Source organism: Pseudomonas flavescens, assembly GCF_013408425.1.
Taxonomy (GTDB): Bacteria; Pseudomonadota; Gammaproteobacteria; order Pseudomonadales; family Pseudomonadaceae; genus Aquipseudomonas; species Aquipseudomonas fulva_A.
On sequence record NZ_JACBYV010000001.1, the window covers coordinates 1,637,283 to 1,653,833 of the forward strand.

The window sequence follows — 16,551 nt, forward strand, 5'->3', positions numbered from 1 at the left end:
CGGCAGGCCCCAGCGAAACCTTAAGCTCGCCAGTGGCCGTCTGGAAATTGCGCCTGCGGCTTTACAGCACCATCGCCGCAACCCAGCCGAACACCAGCAGCGGCAGGTTGTAGTGCAGGAAAGTGGGCACCACGGTGTCCCAGATATGGTTGTGCTGGCCGTCGACGTTGAGGCCGGCCGTCGGGCCGAGGGTCGAGTCCGACGCAGGCGAACCGGCATCGCCGATGGCGCCGGCAGTGCCGACGATGCACACCGTGGCCAGCGGGCTGAAGCCCAACTGCACGCACAGCGGCACGAAGATCGCGGCAATGATCGGCACCGTGGAGAACGACGAGCCGATGCCCATGGTCACCAGCAGGCCGACCAACAGCATCATCAGCACACCCAGGCCCTTGCTGTCGCCGATCCATTCGGCGCTGGCGTCTACCAGCCCTTTCACCTCTCCCGTCTCGCGCATCACTTCGGCGAAACCCGAGGCGGCGATCATGATGAAGCCGATCATCGCCATCATCTTCATGCCTTCGGTGAACAGGTCGTCGGTTTCCTTCCAGCGCACGATGCCCGAGGCGGAGAACACCACGAAACCGAGCAGCGCGCCGATGATCATCGAGTCGAGCCACAGCTGTGCGCCGAACGCGATGGCCACCGCAATACCTGCCACGGCCAGGCTACGGCGGTTGTAGGCGACATCCACACGTTCGGTTCGCTCGACCAGGGCCAGGTCGTAACTGCGCTTGCGCCGATAACTGTACAGCGCCAGCAACAGGCCGGTGACCATGCCCATGGCCGGGATCAGCATGGCGTGGCTGACGTTCACACCGGTCACGTCCACGCCACTGCGCACCACGTTGGCGAGCAGAATTTCGTTGAGAAAGATGTTGCCGAAGCCTACCGGCAGGAACATGTAGGGAGTGATCAGGCCGAAGGTCAGCACGCAGGCGATCAGCCGGCGATCGAGCTGCAGGCGAGTGATGACATAAAGCAGCGGTGGTACTAGCAGCGGAATGAAGGCGATGTGAATAGGCAGGATATTCTGCGAGGAGATCGCTACCACCAGCAGTAGTCCCACCAGCATCCACTTCAGCGAACCGCTGCCACCACCGCGTGCGTCCTGACGGCCGACCAGCACCAGCGCCTTGTCGGCCAGGGCATGGGCCAGCCCGGATTTGGCGATGGCCACGGCGAAGGCGCCCAACAGAGCATAGGAAAGCGCCACGGTAGCGCCGCCGCCCAGGCCCTTGTTGAATGCTGCAAGGGAGCCTTCGATGCCCAGACCACCGATCATTCCGCCAGCCAGCGCGCCGACGATCAGCGCTACCACCACGTGGACCCGGCAAAGGCTGAGGATCAGCATGATGCCGACGGCGGCGATAACTGCGTTCATTGATGGCTCCTGGAATCGCCGCGCAAGCCACGGCCCATTGGGTGACCGCCAAGGAGCGGCAGGCCACAAAAAGCGTCGCACTCTGCCGGAAGCTGACCTGGGTGTCAAAAAACCGAGCGTGCGCTTGCAGCTGGATCGATGCGGCCGATTCGAGAACGGTTCTAAGCAAATAGCACAAACGTCCTTTGCGATTTCAGTCGCGAAGGTTAGCCTCACGCCTTTTACCCATGGAGGATGCACATGCTCGATATCGTTCTGGTTGCCGGCTCAAGCCGCCCTGACAGCCAATCCGCGAAGGTTGCCCATTTTCTGCGTCAGCGTCTGATTGCACTGGGCAAGACCCGCGCCGAGCTGAGCCAGGTCATCGATCTGGGCACCGGCCCCCTGCCCTTGTGGCCAGCCGAAGACAACGGCACCTGGCCGGATTACAGCCAGCGCCTGAAAAGCGCCGATGCGGTGGTGGTGATCGCCCCCGAGTGGAACGGCATGGCCGGGCCGGCGATCAAGAACTTCTTCATCTACGCCAGCAAGGCCGAGCTGGCCCACAAGCCGGGTCTGCTGGTGGGGGTCTCTTCGGGCATTGGCGGCGGCAGCCCGATCGCCGAGCTGCGCAGCTCGAGCTACAAGAACTGCCGCGTCAACTACCTGCCGGAACACCTGATCATCCGTCAGGTGACCAAGGTGCTCAACGACGAACAGCCAGCCAGCGAAGACGACGGCCGCATTCGTGCACGTATCGACTACGCTCTGGACATCCTCGCCCAGTACGGTGAAGCGCTGAAGCCGGTACGGGCCAATATCGACCTGAGCGATCCGGCGTTCACCAACGGCATGTAAGCAACAGCGAGGTATTCGTCGATCGATGCCTCGCACTGCAACCAGGCCATGAGCCGGGTTGGGACCGAGGAAAACTCTGGTCACAACGCTCAGTGCAATAGCGATCAGCGGCCGCGCAGCGGCAACTCGATTCTCACCCGCAGCCCACCCAGATCACTGTCGTGCAACGATATCGTGCCGCCCCAGGCGTCGACGATATCACGCACGATGCCCAGCCCCAGGCCGTGCCCGGCGGTCTGCTCATCCAGACGAATGCCGCGGCTGAGCACCTCCTCGCGCCGCTCGCTGTCGATCCCCGGGCCATCGTCGTCGACATCCATCACGTAGGCGTCGGCCGTGCGCCCGATATGCAGGCGCACCTGGCTGTCTGCCCACTTGCAGGCGTTGTCCAGCAGGTTGCCGAGCAGTTCCAGCAGATCTTCGCGGTCCCGTGGCAGACGCAGGTCCGGCGGCGAGGCCTGCCAGCTCAGGTCCAGGCCGCTATCGTGGATCATGCCCAGGGTGGCGAACAGCCCAGGCAACTCTTCTCTGCAATCGAAATGCGCGCCGGGCAAGGCCTCTCCGGCCAGCCGGGCACGGCCCAGCTCGCGGGCGATACGCTGCTCGATCTGCTGCAGGTGTTCGATCAGGTTGTCGCGCAGCTCCGGATGGGCGCGCAGTTCGTCCCGCGAAGCCAGGTTGACCAGCACCGCCAGCGGCGTTTTCAGGGCATGCCCGAGGTTGCCCAGGGCATTGCGTGAACGCTTCAGGGTTTCTTCGGTGTGGGCCAGCAGATGGTTGATCTGCTCGACCAGGGGCTCGAGTTCCTCGGGTACCCGCTCATCCAGTTCCGAACGCTGGCCTTGCTGGAGTTGGGCGATCTGCACCCGGGTCTGCTCCAGCGGGCGCAGTGCGCGGCTGACGGCAAGCCGTTGCAGCAACAGGATCAAAGCCAGGCTGCCCAGGCCCAGGCCCAGGCCGATGCGCTGCACGCGCCGGAAGCTTTCCAGAACCGGTGTGTAATCGCGAGCCACTGAAATGTTCAGTTGCTGGCCAAAACGCCGGTAATCGCCGCGAAATGTCACCAGCAATTGCCCCTGGGGGCCATCCTGCAGCTCGGGCTGCAGGCCATCCACATCGCTGGGCTGCAATTCGCTGTCCCACAGCGAACGTGAACGCCAGCTCTTGTCGGCGAAGTCGATGCGAAAATAAAGGCCGGAGTATGGGCGCTGGAACGCCGCACTGAGCCGCGACTCATCCAGCTGGATGCCGGAGGGCCCTCGCACCAGTGCAACGAGAAGCGATTGCGCCTCCTCCTCCAGGCCGGACTGCATGTAGCGCCGCAGGCTGTTGTCGAACAGCCACAGGCAGGTCTGCGCCAGCAGCAGGCCGATGATCAGCAGGACGCTGATCAGGCCGAGACTCAGGCGCCGCTGTATCGACCTCAAGCGGCGCTACCGCTGAACCGGTAGCCCTGGCCGCGTCGGGTTTCGATCACTTCGCGGCCGAGCTTGCGGCGCAGGTGATTGACGTGAACCTCGATGACGTTGGAGTCACGCTCGGTTTCACCATCGTAGAGGTGCTCGGCCAGGTGACTCTTGGAGAGGATCTGCCCGGCGTGCAGCATGAAGTAGCGCAGCAGGCGAAACTCCGCAGCGGTCAGCTCGATCTCCTGCTCGCCACGGCTGACGCACTGCCGGCCTTCATCCAGATGCAAGCCGGCAGCCTGCAACTGTGGCTGGTTGGCCAGCCCGCGGGCACGGCGTAGCAGCGCCTGAATGCGCAACTGCAGCTCTTCGGGGTGAAACGGCTTGGTCAGATAATCGTCGGCACCGACCTTCAGCCCTTCGATACGCTCGGCCCAGGAGCCACGAGCGGTGAGCACCAGCACCGGGGTGGCGAGGCCACCCTTGCGCCATTCCTGCAGCACCTCTAGCCCCGGCTTGCCAGGCAGGCCGAGGTCGAGAATGATCAGGTCATAGGGCTCGCTGGCCCCCTGATAGACGGCATCGCGGCCATCGGCCAGCCAGTCGACCGCATAGCCCTGGCGGGTCAGCGAAGCGATCAGCTCATCGGCGAGCGGTACATGGTCTTCCACCAGCAACAGGCGCATGTCAGTCGTCTACCTCATCCTTCAGTATCCGCCCGTCGTGGGCGTCCAGTTCCAACTCGCGAACCACGCCCTCCCGGGTCAGCAGTTCCACTTCGTAAACGAAGACATCGTCCTCTTCCTCCAGCTCGGCCTCGAGCAGGGTCGCGCCGGGATAACGCTCCAGCGCTTCACGCATCAACTGGTCGAGCGGCAGGATCACGCCGCTCAAGCGCAGATCCCGCGCCTCGTCCTGATCGAGGTCACGCGCACTGGCGGCGCAAGTCAGCGTCACCAGCAGCATGATGGAAATGAAGCGTAAAAGCGGATTGCCTTTCATCAATCATCCTGATGGTTCTTGAGGATGGTGCCATTGGTCGCGTCGAGTTCGACATCCCATTTGCGGTTCTGGGCGTCACGCACTTCTACCTGATAGAGGTAGCGACCATATTCTTCCTCGAGTTCGGTGCCCTCCAGTTTACCGCCCGGATGCTCGGCAAGGGCAGCCTCATTGAGTTTTTCGAAGGACTGGATGGTACCGGCGTCACGCAGCTTGAGTGCCTCGTCCGGACCCAGGTCACGGGCCTGGGCGATCCCGGCGGTGGCGATTAGAGCGGCAGCGGCGAACAATGCGGTCAATTTCTTCACGGTTAACTCCTTGGTGAACTGTTTCGACGGTGTTCAGATTAAGGGAAGCGACTTAACTCAAACTGAATTGCTGCACAGACCGGCCGGCACCGCACGCCTTATACTGGCGCCTTGCCGCCGGAGCCCCCCATGAGCGCCATTCAGATCAAGTACCCTGCCCTTACCCTCAAAGCGGGCCGCCGTGCCTTGGCGCGCATTCGCGAGCGTCATCTGCAGCCAGCGGATGTCGGCACCCTGCCCGGTGCCGCAGGTGGCCCCAAGGCGCTGGGCATCCAGGGGCTGGATATCGCGCTGTTCGGCGACTGGCTGGCGCGTGCCCCGCGGGAGCGCTCGCTGATCGGCGCCTCGATTGGCTCCTGGCGCTTCGCCAGTGCGTGTCTGCCAGAGCCAGCGGTGGCCTTGCGACGCCTGGGCGAGCTGTACACCGGCATGCGCTTCGCCAAGGGCGTGAGCATGCTCGAAGTGTCCCGGCGCTGTGCGCAGATGCTCGATGAACTGCTGCAGCAGCAAGATGCTGCAGTGCTCGACAATGCCCACTACCGGCTCAATATCGTGGTGGTGAAAAGCCACGGTCGGCTTGCCGAAGATGGCCGACGCGCGCTAGGGCTGGGTCTGTCGTCGGTGATGGGTAGCAACATCCTCGGGCGCCCGCGTCTGGCCCGCCACTTCGAGCGGGTGATTCTCCACGACGCGCGCCTGGCACCACCGCTGCACCCGCTCACCGATTTTCCTTCACGCTGCCTGCCGCTCGATGTCGGCAATCTGCGCCATGCCCTGCTGGCATCCGGCTCGATCCCCTTCGTGATGCAGGGCGTACGCGACATTCCTGGTGTTGGGCCAGGCACCTATCGCGATGGCGGCCTGCTCGACTATCACCTGGACCTGCCATACAGCGGTGACGACATCGTGCTGTACCCGCACTTCACCGATCGCGTCATTCCCGGCTGGTTCGACAAGGGCATGCCCTGGCGTCGCGGTGACGCCACACGCCTGCAGGATGTCCTGCTCCTGGCGCCATCGCGGGAATACCTGGCGCGCCTGCCCTTCGGCAAGCTGCCGGACCGCAAGGATTTCAGCCGTTTTCTCGGCGATGACGCCGGGCGTGAGCGCTACTGGCGCCTGGCAATGGACGAAAGTCAGCGCATGGGCGATGAATTTCTCGAACTGCTCGAGACCGGCAGCCTGGCAGACCGACTGCAGCCGCTCTAGGCGGTAGCGGCATGGACGCCGGAAAACCGGCAGAAAATCTTCCGCTGCGCTTAAGCGCTTGCCGTTGTTGATAAAAAATACGGAACCAAACGGAACCGAATACCCGGGTTATTTTCCTATTAACTGTTGGTGTCGTTTCAATGGTCGGTACGTAACTACGTACAGGAACCCTTGAAAACTTTGATGCTCGTCAACTTCACAATTTAATTTTCGGTTTTTTGAAAAATTAATTGATTCGGATGTGACTTGCAGGGCTCATCGAAACATCAACAGCTATGAACGTCAGCGTTAACACACGATGCTGACACTATGAATCATTGGGAAAACCTCGGAGAACCGACCCCATGAACGCTTCGCTGCGTTTCAATGATGCACTGCTGATTGCCGATCGTGCCTTTCAACCTTTTCACTGTGTCGCCTGGGCTCCCCAGGACGGTACCGGCGTGCTGAGCCTTACGGTCGTAGACCGCACCAGCACTCGCCTGATCGATCGTACGCAACTCACCAGCAGCATTTACAGCGATCCGCTAGAACTGGCCAAGGCACTGAAAAAGTCCCGTGACGAGCTGAGCAGCAAAGGCTTCGACCTCGCCCCGTGGAGCATGCCGGAATAGAGCGCCAGTCGCTGACTTTCGTTATTGCCATGAAAGTTGCCGCACTTCGGGTGCGGCAACTTGTCTCTGGATTGAAACATCCCCCTTCCGCGTTATCCGCCCCACTCACCGTATCGGTAAAAGACTGAACTTCCTGTCGTGTTCGGCTGGCTAAGTCTTTATCCGTCGCAACGAGCTGGCCGGCATGCATTACGTCGATGAAGTACAGCGGTTTCCGGTGACGTATTGCGTCGCCCTCCCCTTGGTTGGCATCACGCTCACCACCGTCTCCGTTGCCGCAGCGGAGGGCCGTCGATGAGCGATTCGTCGTTGATCCCCGAGCTACCCAACGACCTGCACTACGTCGATGACGGCGGCCCGGGGATCACCCGGCGCAAACTGCGCGGCAAGTTCTGCTACTTCGAGCCTGACGGTGAACGCATCCGCGATGCCGAGCAGATCGCGCGCATCAATGCACTGGCCATCCCGCCCGCCTACGTCGACGTATGGATCTGCCCGGATCCCAAGGGCCACTTGCAGGCTACCGGCCGCGACGCGCGAGGTCGCAAGCAATACCGTTATCACCCCCGCTGGCGCGAAGTGCGCGACACCGACAAGTACGCCAATCTGCTGCTGTTCGGCAAAGCACTGCCGAAACTGCGCCAGACGGTGGAGCAACACCTGATGTTGCCCGAGCATGGTCGGGAAAAGGTCATGGCCACGGTCATTACCTTGCTCGACAACACGCTGATCCGTATCGGCAACGTACGTTACGCCAAGGAAAACCGCTCTTACGGCCTGACGACCCTGCGCAACCGCCACGTCGAAGTACAGGGTAGCGCCATACGTTTCCACTTCCGCGGCAAGAGCGGCATCGAGCACGAGGTGGAGGTCAGTGACCGGCGCCTGGCACGCATCATCCGCCGTTGCCTGGAGCTGCCGGGGCAGCATCTGTTCCAGTACCTCGACGCGAATGGCGAACGCCATACCGTGACATCGACCGACATCAACAACTACCTGCGCGAGCTCACGGGTGCCGATTTCACCGCCAAGGATTACCGCACCTGGGCGGGAAGCGCTCTGGCGCTGACCCTGTTGCGTGAACTGGAGTGGCAGCCGGAGAGCTCGGCCAAGAAGCACGTGGTGGCGATGGTCAAGCAGGTTGCCGAAGAGCTGCGCAACACGCCGGCGGTGTGCCGCAAATGCTACATCCACCCGGCCCTGATAGATGCCTTCCACTGCGGTGAGCTCGCCGATTTGCGCCTCGCTGCGGCGCGCAAGGGGCTGCGATCAGAGGAAAGCCTGCTGATGCGGTTTCTGGAAAAGATCCCAGTGCCCTGAGCCCCTTCAATGTGGCGAGATATGTGGGAATAATGTCATTGCCGCCACTCTCTCGCCCGCGCACACTGCGTCCATGTTCCCCGAGGGATTGTCATGGACGAAAGCAGATGCATCGCCGCACTGGTCTACACCGACTTCATGAGTCTCGACGTGGTCGGCCCCTTGCAGGTATTCGCCTCCGCCAACGTTGAGCGCAATCGCCAGGGGCTGGGCGATGCCTACCGCTTGCTGATGCTCGCCGAGCAAGCTGGGCAGGTGCGCAGCTCTTCTGGCATGCGCATGGTGGCAGACGCCGCCTGGGCCGACTGTGACCCCGCCAGCCTGGACACCCTACTGATTCCCGGTGGTATCGGTGAAACCGTTCAATGTGAAAACCAGGCCCTGCTGAGCTGGCTGCGCGGTGCCGAGCCCAGCATACGCCGCCTGGGATCGGTCTGTTCGGGCGCACTGATCCTGGCGCGTACCGGCCTGCTCGACGGCCAACGGGTGACCACGCACTGGGCGGATATAGACGCCCTTCGCCAACACGATAAGTTACGCGTCGACAGCAACTGCCTGCACACCTACGACCCCGCTGGCGCCGGTGGCAACGGCCATCTGTTCACCTCCGCCGGCGTCACGGCCGGTATCGATCTGGCCCTGGCGCTGGTGGAGGCCGACCTTGGCCGCAGCATGGCACTGGCCGTAGCGCGCCGCCTGGTGATGTTCCTGCGCCGCCCTGGCGGCCAGGCGCAGTTCAGCGCCCTGCTCGCCCCGGAACCCAGCCGCACGCCTCGGCTTGCCGAGCTGCTCGACTGGATTCCCGCCAATCTGGGGGCAGACCTGTCACTGGAGGCGCTGGTCAGCGAAGCGAAGATGGCGCCACGCACTCTTTCCCGGGTTTTCGCCAGGGAGCTGGGCACCGGCCCGGCACGTTACGTGGAGCGCATTCGCCTGGAAGCCGCCCGCGCGCTGCTCCAGGACGCCCAGGCCTCCGTGGCGACGGTCGCACGCCTTACCGGCTTCGGCCACCCGGAGAACCTGCGCCGGGTCTTTCAGAAGCACCTTTCCATCAGCCCCCAGGAATACGCCGAACGTTTCGGCCAGGAGACATCCCATGCTTGAACTGCGCCCCAACTGCGAATGCTGCGACCGCGACCTGCCACCCGAGTCCTGCGACGCGCGCATCTGCTCGTTCGAATGCACCTACTGCAGCGATTGCGCCGACACCCACTTGCAAGGCCACTGCCCGAACTGCTCGGGCGAACTGGTCCGCCGCCCGATCCGCCCGGCCGCGAAGCTGCCTGCCAACCCGCCGTCGACGTTGCGGGTCTACAACCCCGCTGGCTGTGCCCGACCCGCCTGATCAATGAGGAATATGATGCTCAAGTTATTGGAGAAGCTTCGTGGCGACGGCGCGACCCTGCCCCTTCGCCCGAATCTGAGACAAGTGCTGATCGCCTGGCTGGGTGGTGTGCTGGCAATCGCTGTGATTGCCGGACTCGGCGACGTACTGACCCTGAGCTTGCTGTTGGGGTCCTTTGGCGCGTCGTGCGTGCTGGTATTTGGCTTCCCGGACGTGCCCTTCTCGCAACCACGCAACGTGGTATTCGGGCACCTGCTGAGCACATTAACAGGCCTCGTCTTTCTGCACCTATGCGGGCCACACTGGTGGGCCGTAGCGCTGGCGGTAGGTAGCGCGATTGCACTGATGATGCTGACCCGTACCGTGCACCCACCGGCTGGCTCCAACCCGGTAATCGTCTTCCTTGCGCTGCCAGGCTGGGATTTCCTGCTCTACCCGACGCTAAGTGGCGCCGTGCTACTGGTTCTGGTGGCATTGATCTACAACAACGCCAGTCGCGAAGCTCGATATCCCAAATACTGGTGATGCGCTCCGCTGCCCGTATTGCTGCACAGGCAATGGCGTTGTTGAGCCATCAGGCGCCGAAAACGGTCACCTGGTTACGGCCGTTGCGCTTGGAGGTGTAAAGCGCCTGATCGGCCCACTGCAGCAGTTGCAGGTGGTCGTGGCTGGGTTCGCTCAGGTCTGCCACGCCAAGGCTGATGGTGAAGGGAATCACCTGCCCCTCGTGACTGATCTGCAGATGCTCGACCACGCCACGCAGGCGCTCGGCGAAGACTCGCCCACCTGCACAGTCGACGTCGGGCAGCAATACCACGAATTCCTCGCCACCGTAGCGCCCGGCAATGTCGGTATCGCGGATCTGCTCGCTGACCACCTTGGCCAGGCCCTGAATCACCGCATCGCCTGCTTGGTGGCCATAGGTGTCGTTGACCTTCTTGAAATGATCGATATCGAAGATCACCAGCGAGGCACTGCTGCCGTAGCGACGATGGCGGGCATGCTCGCGCTTGAGCTCTTCTTCCCAGTGCCCGCGATTGTTCAGGCCGGTCAGTCGGTCGGTACGCGACAGGTGCTTGAACTGATCGCTCATCGACTGCAACTGGCGCTTGTTCACCGCGACGCTGGTAACGTCATAGATGATCAGGCACAGGTGCTCGATCTTGCTGTTGGTGGCCTGCAGCGGCAGCACGGTGGTGTTCTGGTACATGAAATCTTCCAGGCCGGTAATCGGCTGGTAGTTCTTGAAGCGCACCACATAAGGCCGCTGCTCCCAGATGGTGAAAGCCGGCGTGCCAAGGGTGGCGACGCTATCCACCTTGCGGCGAAACCAGCCTTCCTCGACCTCGGGAAACAGTTCGAAGAACGAGCGCTCGGCAGCATCCTGCGCGGTACGCCCGGAGTGATTCTCCATGAAGCTGTTCCATACCTCGACCCGGTAGTCGCGATCCAGCACCACCACACCGACGTCGATGCTCTGCACGATCGCCAGCAGCCAGTGGAACTCGTTGAAATCCATGTTCGCGACCATGTCTGTCATTCCATCAGGTAGGCGAGTTTTTTGGTCAGCAGCGGCACCGAGTCCTCGGTGAACAGCAACAGCAGGTCGAAGTGGATATTGTGCCCTTCGATGCTGTAACTGACTTCCACGGCGAGGGTCTTGCGCCAGCGCTGACCGTTGAGGCGGATCAGTTCGTCGATCGAGGCATGCTCACCGAGCACCTGCGGGTGGCCCTGGGAGAAGCTCACGTCGAGCTGCTCGGCAATGCCGCTCAGGCACGCGCCGATGATCACGCTGGACATGTCCAGGAGCATTTCCATGGACGAATAATTCTGCTGCTGCCACTGCATCAGCCTGGCCATGTCCCCTACTTCCGAGTCATGGAAGATGAGCAGGGCTTCACCGCTGATGCCGCCACCGATATAGCCCTGGCACACCGCAGTCAGCCCATTGCCGCGCTGGGCATCGGCCAGCGCCATGTGCAGCTCGCTGACTTCGAGAATGTTCACGTTGGGGATCGGCAACTGCACGAACACACCCAGTACCCGCGCCAACAGCGCTGCCGCCTGGCCCATGGCGACGTTGACCACTTCGCGGAAAGCGTCGCGGAACGATACCTTGGGCTCTCCCAGCGCCGCCACGGGTGCCGTGGCCGGCGCGGAGGGCGCGCTGAGGAAGCCCAGACGGTCGAGGGTCTGGCGCAGCAACTCGGGATCGGCAGGTTTTTTCAGAAAGGCCAGCGCGCCGAGCTCCTGAACCCGGCGCACGGCTTCTTCCTGAACGTCACCGGAGACAACGATGACCTTCTGGGCAAGACCTTCGGCCTTGAGCGCGGCCAGCACGCCATAGCCGTCGAGCACCGGCATGGTCAGGTCGAGCAGCAACAGATCGAAATGCGCCGCACGAAGCTGCTCGAGGGCTTCCTCACCATTGCTGGCCTGGCTGACCGTTACCGGCCAATCCGCGGGCAAGGCGCGCAGCAGTTGCTTGCGTGCCATGTTCGAATCGTCGCAAACGAGAAGAGATGCTTCCGGCATCGGTACGCCTCGAGAAGGTGAGCCAGTTCCGGCTTGTTACGCTGCGGTGAAATGCCGACAACGATGGCGCCATCCTAGAGCGTTCCTGACAATCTATAGCAGAATGCCATTACGCTTTTGTTTTTTTATCCTGCTTTCGTGAACCGTAGCACCCTGAAAACGGACAAGGCGACCGAAGTCGCCTTTTGCAGCAAGCCGATGATCAGTAGTACGCGTTTTCGCGATTGCTGTGATCGGTCACGTCACGCACACCCTTGAGCTGCGGAATGCGCTCGAGCAAGGTCTTCTCGATACCTTCCTTGAGGGTCAGGTCGGCCTGGCCGCACCCCTGACAACCACCACCGAACTGCAGTACGGCGATGCCTTCGTCGACCACGTCGATGAGTGTCACCTGGCCGCCATGGCTGGCCAGACCGGGATTGATCTCGGTTTGCAGGTAATAGTTGATACGCTCGTTGAGCGGGCTGTCTTCGTTGACCATCGGCACCTTGGCATTTGGCGCCTTGATGGTCAGCTGGCCACCCATGCGATCGGTGGCGTAGTCGACCACGGCGTCTTCCAGAAACGGCTCGCTGACGGCGTCGATCCACGCGGTGAAGCTGGCCAGGCCGATGGCCTGATCTTCCGGCTTCTGCTCACCGGGCTTGCAGTAGGCGATGCAGGTTTCCGCGTACTGGGTACCGGGCTGGGTGATGAAAACGCGAATGCCGATTCCCGGAGTATTCTGCTTGTTCAGCAGGTCTGCCAGGTAATCATGGGCGGCATCGGTAATGGTAATAGTGCTCATGGCAACTCCTCACGGTCATGTGCTGAATTGTACGCCAAATGGCGGCCCCGGACAAAGTCCTACTATTTTACTCAGGATAGCGCCTGAACACGGCCGCTGCCCGTGCGTTCGGCGATCCATACCTTGGCCTGCACGAAAAAGCGCTTTTCGATCAACTCGTAGCTGCCCCAGGACGCCAGGGCGATCAGCGGCATGCACGCGGCGATCACCACGTAGGGATTGAGATCCAGGCTGGCCTGCAGGTACCAGCCCAGCGAGAGCACGATCACGTGCAGCAGATACACCGAGTAGGAGCAGTCGCCCATTCGCGCCAGCAGGCGATTGTCCTTGAACCAGGGCTCCATGGCGATGCAGGCGGCGACGATAAGCGCACTCGGCACGCCCCAGTGCAACAGGCGCATGGTGTTGTCCAGGTGATAGATGGCCAGCAGCGAGCCGGCGATGAGCAGCAGTGGCAGCCACAAGCCCTGGCGGATCCAGCCGCGGTTGTAGACCATGCCCAGCAGCACGCCGAAGAGAAACTCGTAGACGATGCTGTTGCGGTAGAAATCGCTGACCCAGGGCTGCGTCGCCAGTAGCCCGAAAACCAGCAAGGTGCTGGTGATCAGCAGCAGGCGCAAGCGCTCTGGAACCATGAAGGCCAGCGCGAACAGCAGGTAGAAGAACATCTCGTAGTTCAGTGTCCAGCCGACGTTGAGCGTGGGGTACAGACCGAAACCAGCGGGGTTTTCTGCGGGGATGAACAGCAGCGACATCATCAGGTGCTGCATATCGAATGCCTGGGTCGGCATCACCGGGTTGGCGAAGGCGATGATCAGGGCGGCGATCAGCGAATACAGCCAGTACGCCGGGACGATACGCAGCGCGCGGTTGAGCATGAAGCGCCAGGGGGTGATGCTCTTGCCCTGGGTGGAGAGGTAGATCACCAGCCCGCTGATCACGAAGAAGATATCGACACCGACGGCTCCCTTGTCGGTGAACAGATAGCCCATGAAGCTATCTGCCTTGAAATCGAAGAACACCTGCATGACATGGTGAAAGACCACTACCCAGGCTGCCAACGCCCGCAATGCCTGCACTGAAATCAGCATAGAACCGCCATTCTCCCTCTCGTTGAAACCGATACGGGTGGCCCGGAATCAGACCACCACAAGGTCCGACCGCAGCGGTTTGAGAAAGGTCGAGAGAAATGCCCCTAGGTGCCCGGCAGGCCATGGCTGCCCGCCGGATTCCACGCTGCGCAGGTGCAGCTTGGAGGCGACGGCACTGGCGATGCGGCCCGTGCTTTACAGGCATTGCAGCGCTCGGCGCCAAGCGCTGCACGGGGTCAGAGGTTCTCGTAGCGATTCATGTCCAGCACGCCGGCTTCCACTGGGTCGTGCTCACGGATATGCGCGCTCAGGTCGTGAAAATACCGCCAGAACTGCGGATGGGTACGACGAATGCCCCAGCGCTCGACCACCTTGTCGAAGCTGGCGGAATTGTCGACCTGCTCCAGAGCGTCAACGAAATCCGCCACCTGACTGGCCGGCACCGAGAACATGAAGTTCGGGTAGCTGGTCATCACCTCCGGATAGAGGGTCAGGGTGTCCAGACGTGGCTGGTAACGCAGGTCCTCGCCAAGCATGAAGGCCACGTTGCTGTGCGCGCGGTTGCGCAACAGGCTGTAGACCTCACGGCGACCATTGCCAGCCTCGACACGTAACAAGGTCGCTTCCGGCAACTGGTGGATCACCTTGAGTTGCGAGGCAGGCCTGGAGGCCAGGCGACTCAGTGCCTGTTCCGCCTGCTGCAGGTCGGCTGGCAGGCCATCGCGATGGCAGTGCTGACCGGTACAACGATTGATCGGGTCAGGCCGTGCGTTGAGGGCGGCGAATCGCTGCAGCAACTGCTCGGCGAACTGCCGCTTGGGATCCTCGCCGGAGAGTGGCAGGCCACTCGGGGTTTTCCGGTCCAGCGGGTAGTAATCCATCCACGCCTTGAGCTTGCCGCTCTTCTGATACCAGTCGCTGAACAGCCCGGAGCGCGCGTCGGCTGGCATTAGGCGCAGGAAATTCTGCTCCGCTCCGTTGCGGATCAGGTCGAAGTACAGGCGAGTCTGCGCCTGATGCGAGACATTGCCGAATACATCGAAATTCACCACCAGTTGGTAGTAGGTACGCTCGAGCAGCGGGTAATCCATCCACCACAGGGTCTGCGGAATTTCACCGACCAGCCCTTTGCGAACCGAGGCGCTGTCGTGCTGACGGAAGATCGACAGCAGCGCGTTGTCGTTGCCGCGCCAGATGTGTGACCAGTCAGGCGCAGGCGCCTCGGCATAGCCGGAGGTGCGCAGGGCCTCGTAATCGTTGCGCTTGTTGCGGTAGGCGCGCCACAGGCCCAGCAGGTCGCCGATCTGGTCGAGCTGGCCAGGCATGGACAGCAACGGTGTCGTCTCGCCCCGATAAGCTGGGTCGGTGATGTACAGATCATGCTGCGGGTCCTGGAAGACCACCCAGAAGTTGTCGCGAATCACGTCGGTAGCGATCTGCCCACGGCATACCGGCCCGCGGATGAAGGTGCGCACGAAGTATTCGGCGTTATCGAGCATGAACTGATAACGCGCCTGAGCCGGAATCGCCTCGAAGGTTTCGAACGGGTTGGAGCGGCGCTGCACCCCGTAGCCCGGCACCACGCCCACCTGCCAGTCGCTACCGAAAAACAGCGATTTGACCCGGGCCAGCTTCTCGGCGCTCAGCGGGTAGGTGATGTGAGTCTTGTGGACGATCACGCCCTGGATCGGCATCAGGCGGTAATGGACGGTGGTACCGGGATCGTCATTGGGACGTCGGGTGGCGATGATGTCCACCGGCTGGCCGCTGGGCGTGCGCGAACGCACCAGCTGGAAGAAGTGCCCGGGCTCGCCACCTTTGAAATGCAGGTGCGCGAGAAACAGATGCTCATACAGCCAGCGGCTGACCAGGCCCTGCTCGTCACCCGGGGCGTTGAGAAAACGCTCCCACTCGGCGATCTGCCGCGCTTCGCCTGCACTGGGTTGCAATGCCTGCTCGTCGAGCGGCGCGCCCTGCTCCAGCCAGCGCTGCACCGTTTGGTAGTCCTGCGCGGTCAGGCCGGTGACCGCGAACGGCATGCCGGCCATTGGGTTCTTGGCCGCGAACGCCTCGAACTCGCCGGGCAACGGACACTGGTTTTCCCGGTCGATGCCAATGGCCAGGTCCTTGGGCAGCTTGCTGTTGGCGGGTAAAGGCGTAGCATGCCCGAGCTCGAGCATGCGCGCCATCAACGCAGCCTGGCCGCCCTGCTGTTCGAGTACCGAGTGGAAATCCTTGCGGCGCCAGGCCGGCTCACCGTGGGCGTCCATGAACAGCCGTGTGGTGGCCTGGGTCTTGGTGCGCGTGCCGTCATAAACGGTGGCCTTGCTGGCACCGCGCTCGACGCCCTCGCCACTGCCCAGGTTGAGCTGGCACGGCGCGTCGTAACAGGCATGACAGGCCACGCAGTTCTGGGTGAAGATCGGCTGGACGTCCCGGGTATAAGAAACCGACTGCGCCACCGCCAACGGGCTGATCAAGGCAAGACAAACACTCAACAGCAGCCGGTAGCGCATGGTCGCAAATCCAAAAAAATAGCCGGCCATTCTAGCCGTCTCGCTTGTGCTATCGCTATGCCTGCATCGAGCGAAAATGGCAGGTCCGCCCCCGCGAACATGAGCATATTTCATGCACAACCGCGCAGCGCAGAAAATCCGCCAAGGTTTGTTATCATCTGCGGTCTTGTCGTAGCCTCCCGTTCAGAGCCTTT

17 protein-coding genes are annotated in these 16,551 nt (G+C 62.1%); 7 read left to right on the top strand and 10 right to left on the bottom strand.

From position 1 onward, the window contains the following. Positions 1–61: 61 nt before the first annotated feature. Positions 62–1,384, bottom strand: coding sequence for a Na+/H+ antiporter family protein (locus FHR27_RS07210; RefSeq protein WP_179538176.1), 1,323 nt, complete (start codon positions 1,382–1,384; stop codon positions 62–64). Between the two features lie 240 nt (positions 1,385–1,624). Between FHR27_RS07210 and FHR27_RS07215 the strand changes: the two genes are divergently transcribed. Next, a complete protein-coding gene (locus FHR27_RS07215; protein ID WP_042552624.1) occupies positions 1,625–2,221 on the top strand; it encodes an NADPH-dependent FMN reductase in 597 nt (198 codons plus the stop codon). A 104-nt stretch (positions 2,222–2,325) separates the two neighbouring features. Here the strand turns inward: FHR27_RS07215 and FHR27_RS07220 are convergent, their stop codons facing one another. The 4 genes from FHR27_RS07220 to FHR27_RS07235 are packed head-to-tail and all read right to left on the bottom strand — an operon-like array spanning position 2,326 to position 4,937. After that, positions 2,326–3,648: a sensor histidine kinase gene (locus tag FHR27_RS07220; RefSeq protein WP_179538177.1), complete on the bottom strand. Its 1,323-nt coding sequence runs from the start codon at positions 3,646–3,648 to the stop codon at positions 2,326–2,328. Beyond that, positions 3,645–4,313: a response regulator transcription factor gene (locus tag FHR27_RS07225; RefSeq protein ID WP_042552622.1), complete on the bottom strand. Its 669-nt coding sequence runs from the start codon at positions 4,311–4,313 to the stop codon at positions 3,645–3,647. Before FHR27_RS07225 ends, FHR27_RS07220 begins: the two co-directional genes overlap by 4 nt. Before the next feature lies 1 nt (position 4,314). Continuing rightward, complete coding sequence (locus FHR27_RS07230; RefSeq protein WP_373565145.1) at positions 4,315–4,593, bottom strand: PepSY domain-containing protein; 279 nt, start codon at positions 4,591–4,593, stop codon at positions 4,315–4,317. 35 nt (positions 4,594–4,628) lie between these two features. Beyond that, positions 4,629–4,937: a PepSY domain-containing protein gene (locus tag FHR27_RS07235; protein WP_042552620.1), complete on the bottom strand. Its 309-nt coding sequence runs from the start codon at positions 4,935–4,937 to the stop codon at positions 4,629–4,631. Positions 4,938–5,066: 129 nt separating this feature from the next. On the opposite strand from FHR27_RS07235, the gene FHR27_RS07240 reads away from it, so the two are divergent. The 6 genes from FHR27_RS07240 to FHR27_RS07265 all read left to right on the top strand — a co-directional run bounded on the left by FHR27_RS07240 (position 5,067) and on the right by FHR27_RS07265 (position 9,950). Then, positions 5,067–6,146, top strand: a complete 1,080-nt coding sequence (locus FHR27_RS07240) for a hypothetical protein (RefSeq protein ID WP_042552619.1) — start codon at positions 5,067–5,069, stop codon at positions 6,144–6,146. A 344-nt stretch (positions 6,147–6,490) separates the two neighbouring features. After that, entirely contained in the window at positions 6,491–6,760 is a 270-nt protein-coding gene (locus tag FHR27_RS07245) for a hypothetical protein (RefSeq protein ID WP_042552618.1), read from the top strand. Positions 6,761–7,054: 294 nt separating this feature from the next. Next, positions 7,055–8,080 carry a DNA topoisomerase IB gene (locus FHR27_RS07250; protein ID WP_179538178.1) on the top strand — a complete coding sequence of 342 codons (1,026 nt, stop codon included), beginning with the start codon at positions 7,055–7,057 and terminating at the stop codon, positions 8,078–8,080. Between the two features lie 93 nt (positions 8,081–8,173). Continuing rightward, positions 8,174–9,184, top strand: a complete 1,011-nt coding sequence (locus tag FHR27_RS07255; protein WP_179538179.1) for a GlxA family transcriptional regulator — start codon at positions 8,174–8,176, stop codon at positions 9,182–9,184. Beyond that, complete coding sequence (locus tag FHR27_RS07260; RefSeq protein WP_179538180.1) at positions 9,177–9,425, top strand: DUF1272 domain-containing protein; 249 nt, start codon at positions 9,177–9,179, stop codon at positions 9,423–9,425. Before FHR27_RS07255 ends, FHR27_RS07260 begins: the two co-directional genes overlap by 8 nt. Positions 9,426–9,440: 15 nt before the next feature. Next, positions 9,441–9,950, top strand: coding sequence for an HPP family protein (locus tag FHR27_RS07265; protein WP_179538181.1), 510 nt, complete (start codon positions 9,441–9,443; stop codon positions 9,948–9,950). Positions 9,951–9,999: 49 nt separating this feature from the next. Here the strand turns inward: FHR27_RS07265 and FHR27_RS07270 are convergent, their stop codons facing one another. The 5 genes from FHR27_RS07270 to FHR27_RS07290 all read right to left on the bottom strand — a co-directional run bounded on the left by FHR27_RS07270 (position 10,000) and on the right by FHR27_RS07290 (position 16,357). Then, positions 10,000–10,956: a GGDEF domain-containing protein gene (locus FHR27_RS07270; protein WP_179538182.1), complete on the bottom strand. Its 957-nt coding sequence runs from the start codon at positions 10,954–10,956 to the stop codon at positions 10,000–10,002. Between the two features lie 5 nt (positions 10,957–10,961). After that, positions 10,962–11,963, bottom strand: a complete 1,002-nt coding sequence (locus FHR27_RS07275; RefSeq protein WP_179538183.1) for a response regulator — start codon at positions 11,961–11,963, stop codon at positions 10,962–10,964. A 202-nt stretch (positions 11,964–12,165) separates the two neighbouring features. Then, positions 12,166–12,750, bottom strand: a complete 585-nt coding sequence (nfuA, locus tag FHR27_RS07280; RefSeq protein ID WP_042552611.1) for a Fe-S biogenesis protein NfuA — start codon at positions 12,748–12,750, stop codon at positions 12,166–12,168. A 71-nt stretch (positions 12,751–12,821) separates the two neighbouring features. Further along, complete coding sequence (locus FHR27_RS07285; RefSeq protein WP_179538184.1) at positions 12,822–13,841, bottom strand: acyltransferase family protein; 1,020 nt, start codon at positions 13,839–13,841, stop codon at positions 12,822–12,824. Positions 13,842–14,077: 236 nt separating this feature from the next. Continuing rightward, entirely contained in the window at positions 14,078–16,357 is a 2,280-nt protein-coding gene (locus FHR27_RS07290) for a fatty acid cis/trans isomerase (RefSeq protein WP_179538185.1), read from the bottom strand. Positions 16,358–16,551 lie beyond the last annotated feature (194 nt).

What these genes read in the sequence shown, in the direction of transcription:
- FHR27_RS07225 (WP_042552622.1), bottom strand. Translation starts at nt 4,313, where the DNA reads ATGCGCCTGTTGCTGGTGGAAGACCATGTACCGCTCGCCGATGAGCTG.
- FHR27_RS07230 (WP_373565145.1), bottom strand. Translation starts at nt 4,593, where the DNA reads ATGCTGCTGGTGACGCTGACTTGCGCCGCCAGTGCGCGTGACCTCGAT.
- FHR27_RS07290 (WP_179538185.1), bottom strand. Translation starts at nt 16,357, where the DNA reads ATGCGCTACCGGCTGCTGTTGAGTGTTTGTCTTGCCTTGATCAGCCCG.
- FHR27_RS07210 (WP_179538176.1), bottom strand. Translation starts at nt 1,384, where the DNA reads ATGAACGCAGTTATCGCCGCCGTCGGCATCATGCTGATCCTCAGCCTT.
- FHR27_RS07275 (WP_179538183.1), bottom strand. Translation starts at nt 11,963, where the DNA reads ATGCCGGAAGCATCTCTTCTCGTTTGCGACGATTCGAACATGGCACGC.
- FHR27_RS07250 (WP_179538178.1), top strand. Translation starts at nt 7,055, where the DNA reads ATGAGCGATTCGTCGTTGATCCCCGAGCTACCCAACGACCTGCACTAC.
- FHR27_RS07240 (WP_042552619.1), top strand. Translation starts at nt 5,067, where the DNA reads ATGAGCGCCATTCAGATCAAGTACCCTGCCCTTACCCTCAAAGCGGGC.
- FHR27_RS07255 (WP_179538179.1), top strand. Translation starts at nt 8,174, where the DNA reads ATGGACGAAAGCAGATGCATCGCCGCACTGGTCTACACCGACTTCATG.
- FHR27_RS07245 (WP_042552618.1), top strand. Translation starts at nt 6,491, where the DNA reads ATGAACGCTTCGCTGCGTTTCAATGATGCACTGCTGATTGCCGATCGT.
- nfuA (WP_042552611.1), bottom strand. Translation starts at nt 12,750, where the DNA reads ATGAGCACTATTACCATTACCGATGCCGCCCATGATTACCTGGCAGAC.
- FHR27_RS07260 (WP_179538180.1), top strand. Translation starts at nt 9,177, where the DNA reads ATGCTTGAACTGCGCCCCAACTGCGAATGCTGCGACCGCGACCTGCCA.
- FHR27_RS07265 (WP_179538181.1), top strand. Translation starts at nt 9,441, where the DNA reads ATGCTCAAGTTATTGGAGAAGCTTCGTGGCGACGGCGCGACCCTGCCC.
- FHR27_RS07270 (WP_179538182.1), bottom strand. Translation starts at nt 10,956, where the DNA reads ATGGTCGCGAACATGGATTTCAACGAGTTCCACTGGCTGCTGGCGATC.
- FHR27_RS07285 (WP_179538184.1), bottom strand. Translation starts at nt 13,841, where the DNA reads ATGCTGATTTCAGTGCAGGCATTGCGGGCGTTGGCAGCCTGGGTAGTG.
- FHR27_RS07215 (WP_042552624.1), top strand. Translation starts at nt 1,625, where the DNA reads ATGCTCGATATCGTTCTGGTTGCCGGCTCAAGCCGCCCTGACAGCCAA.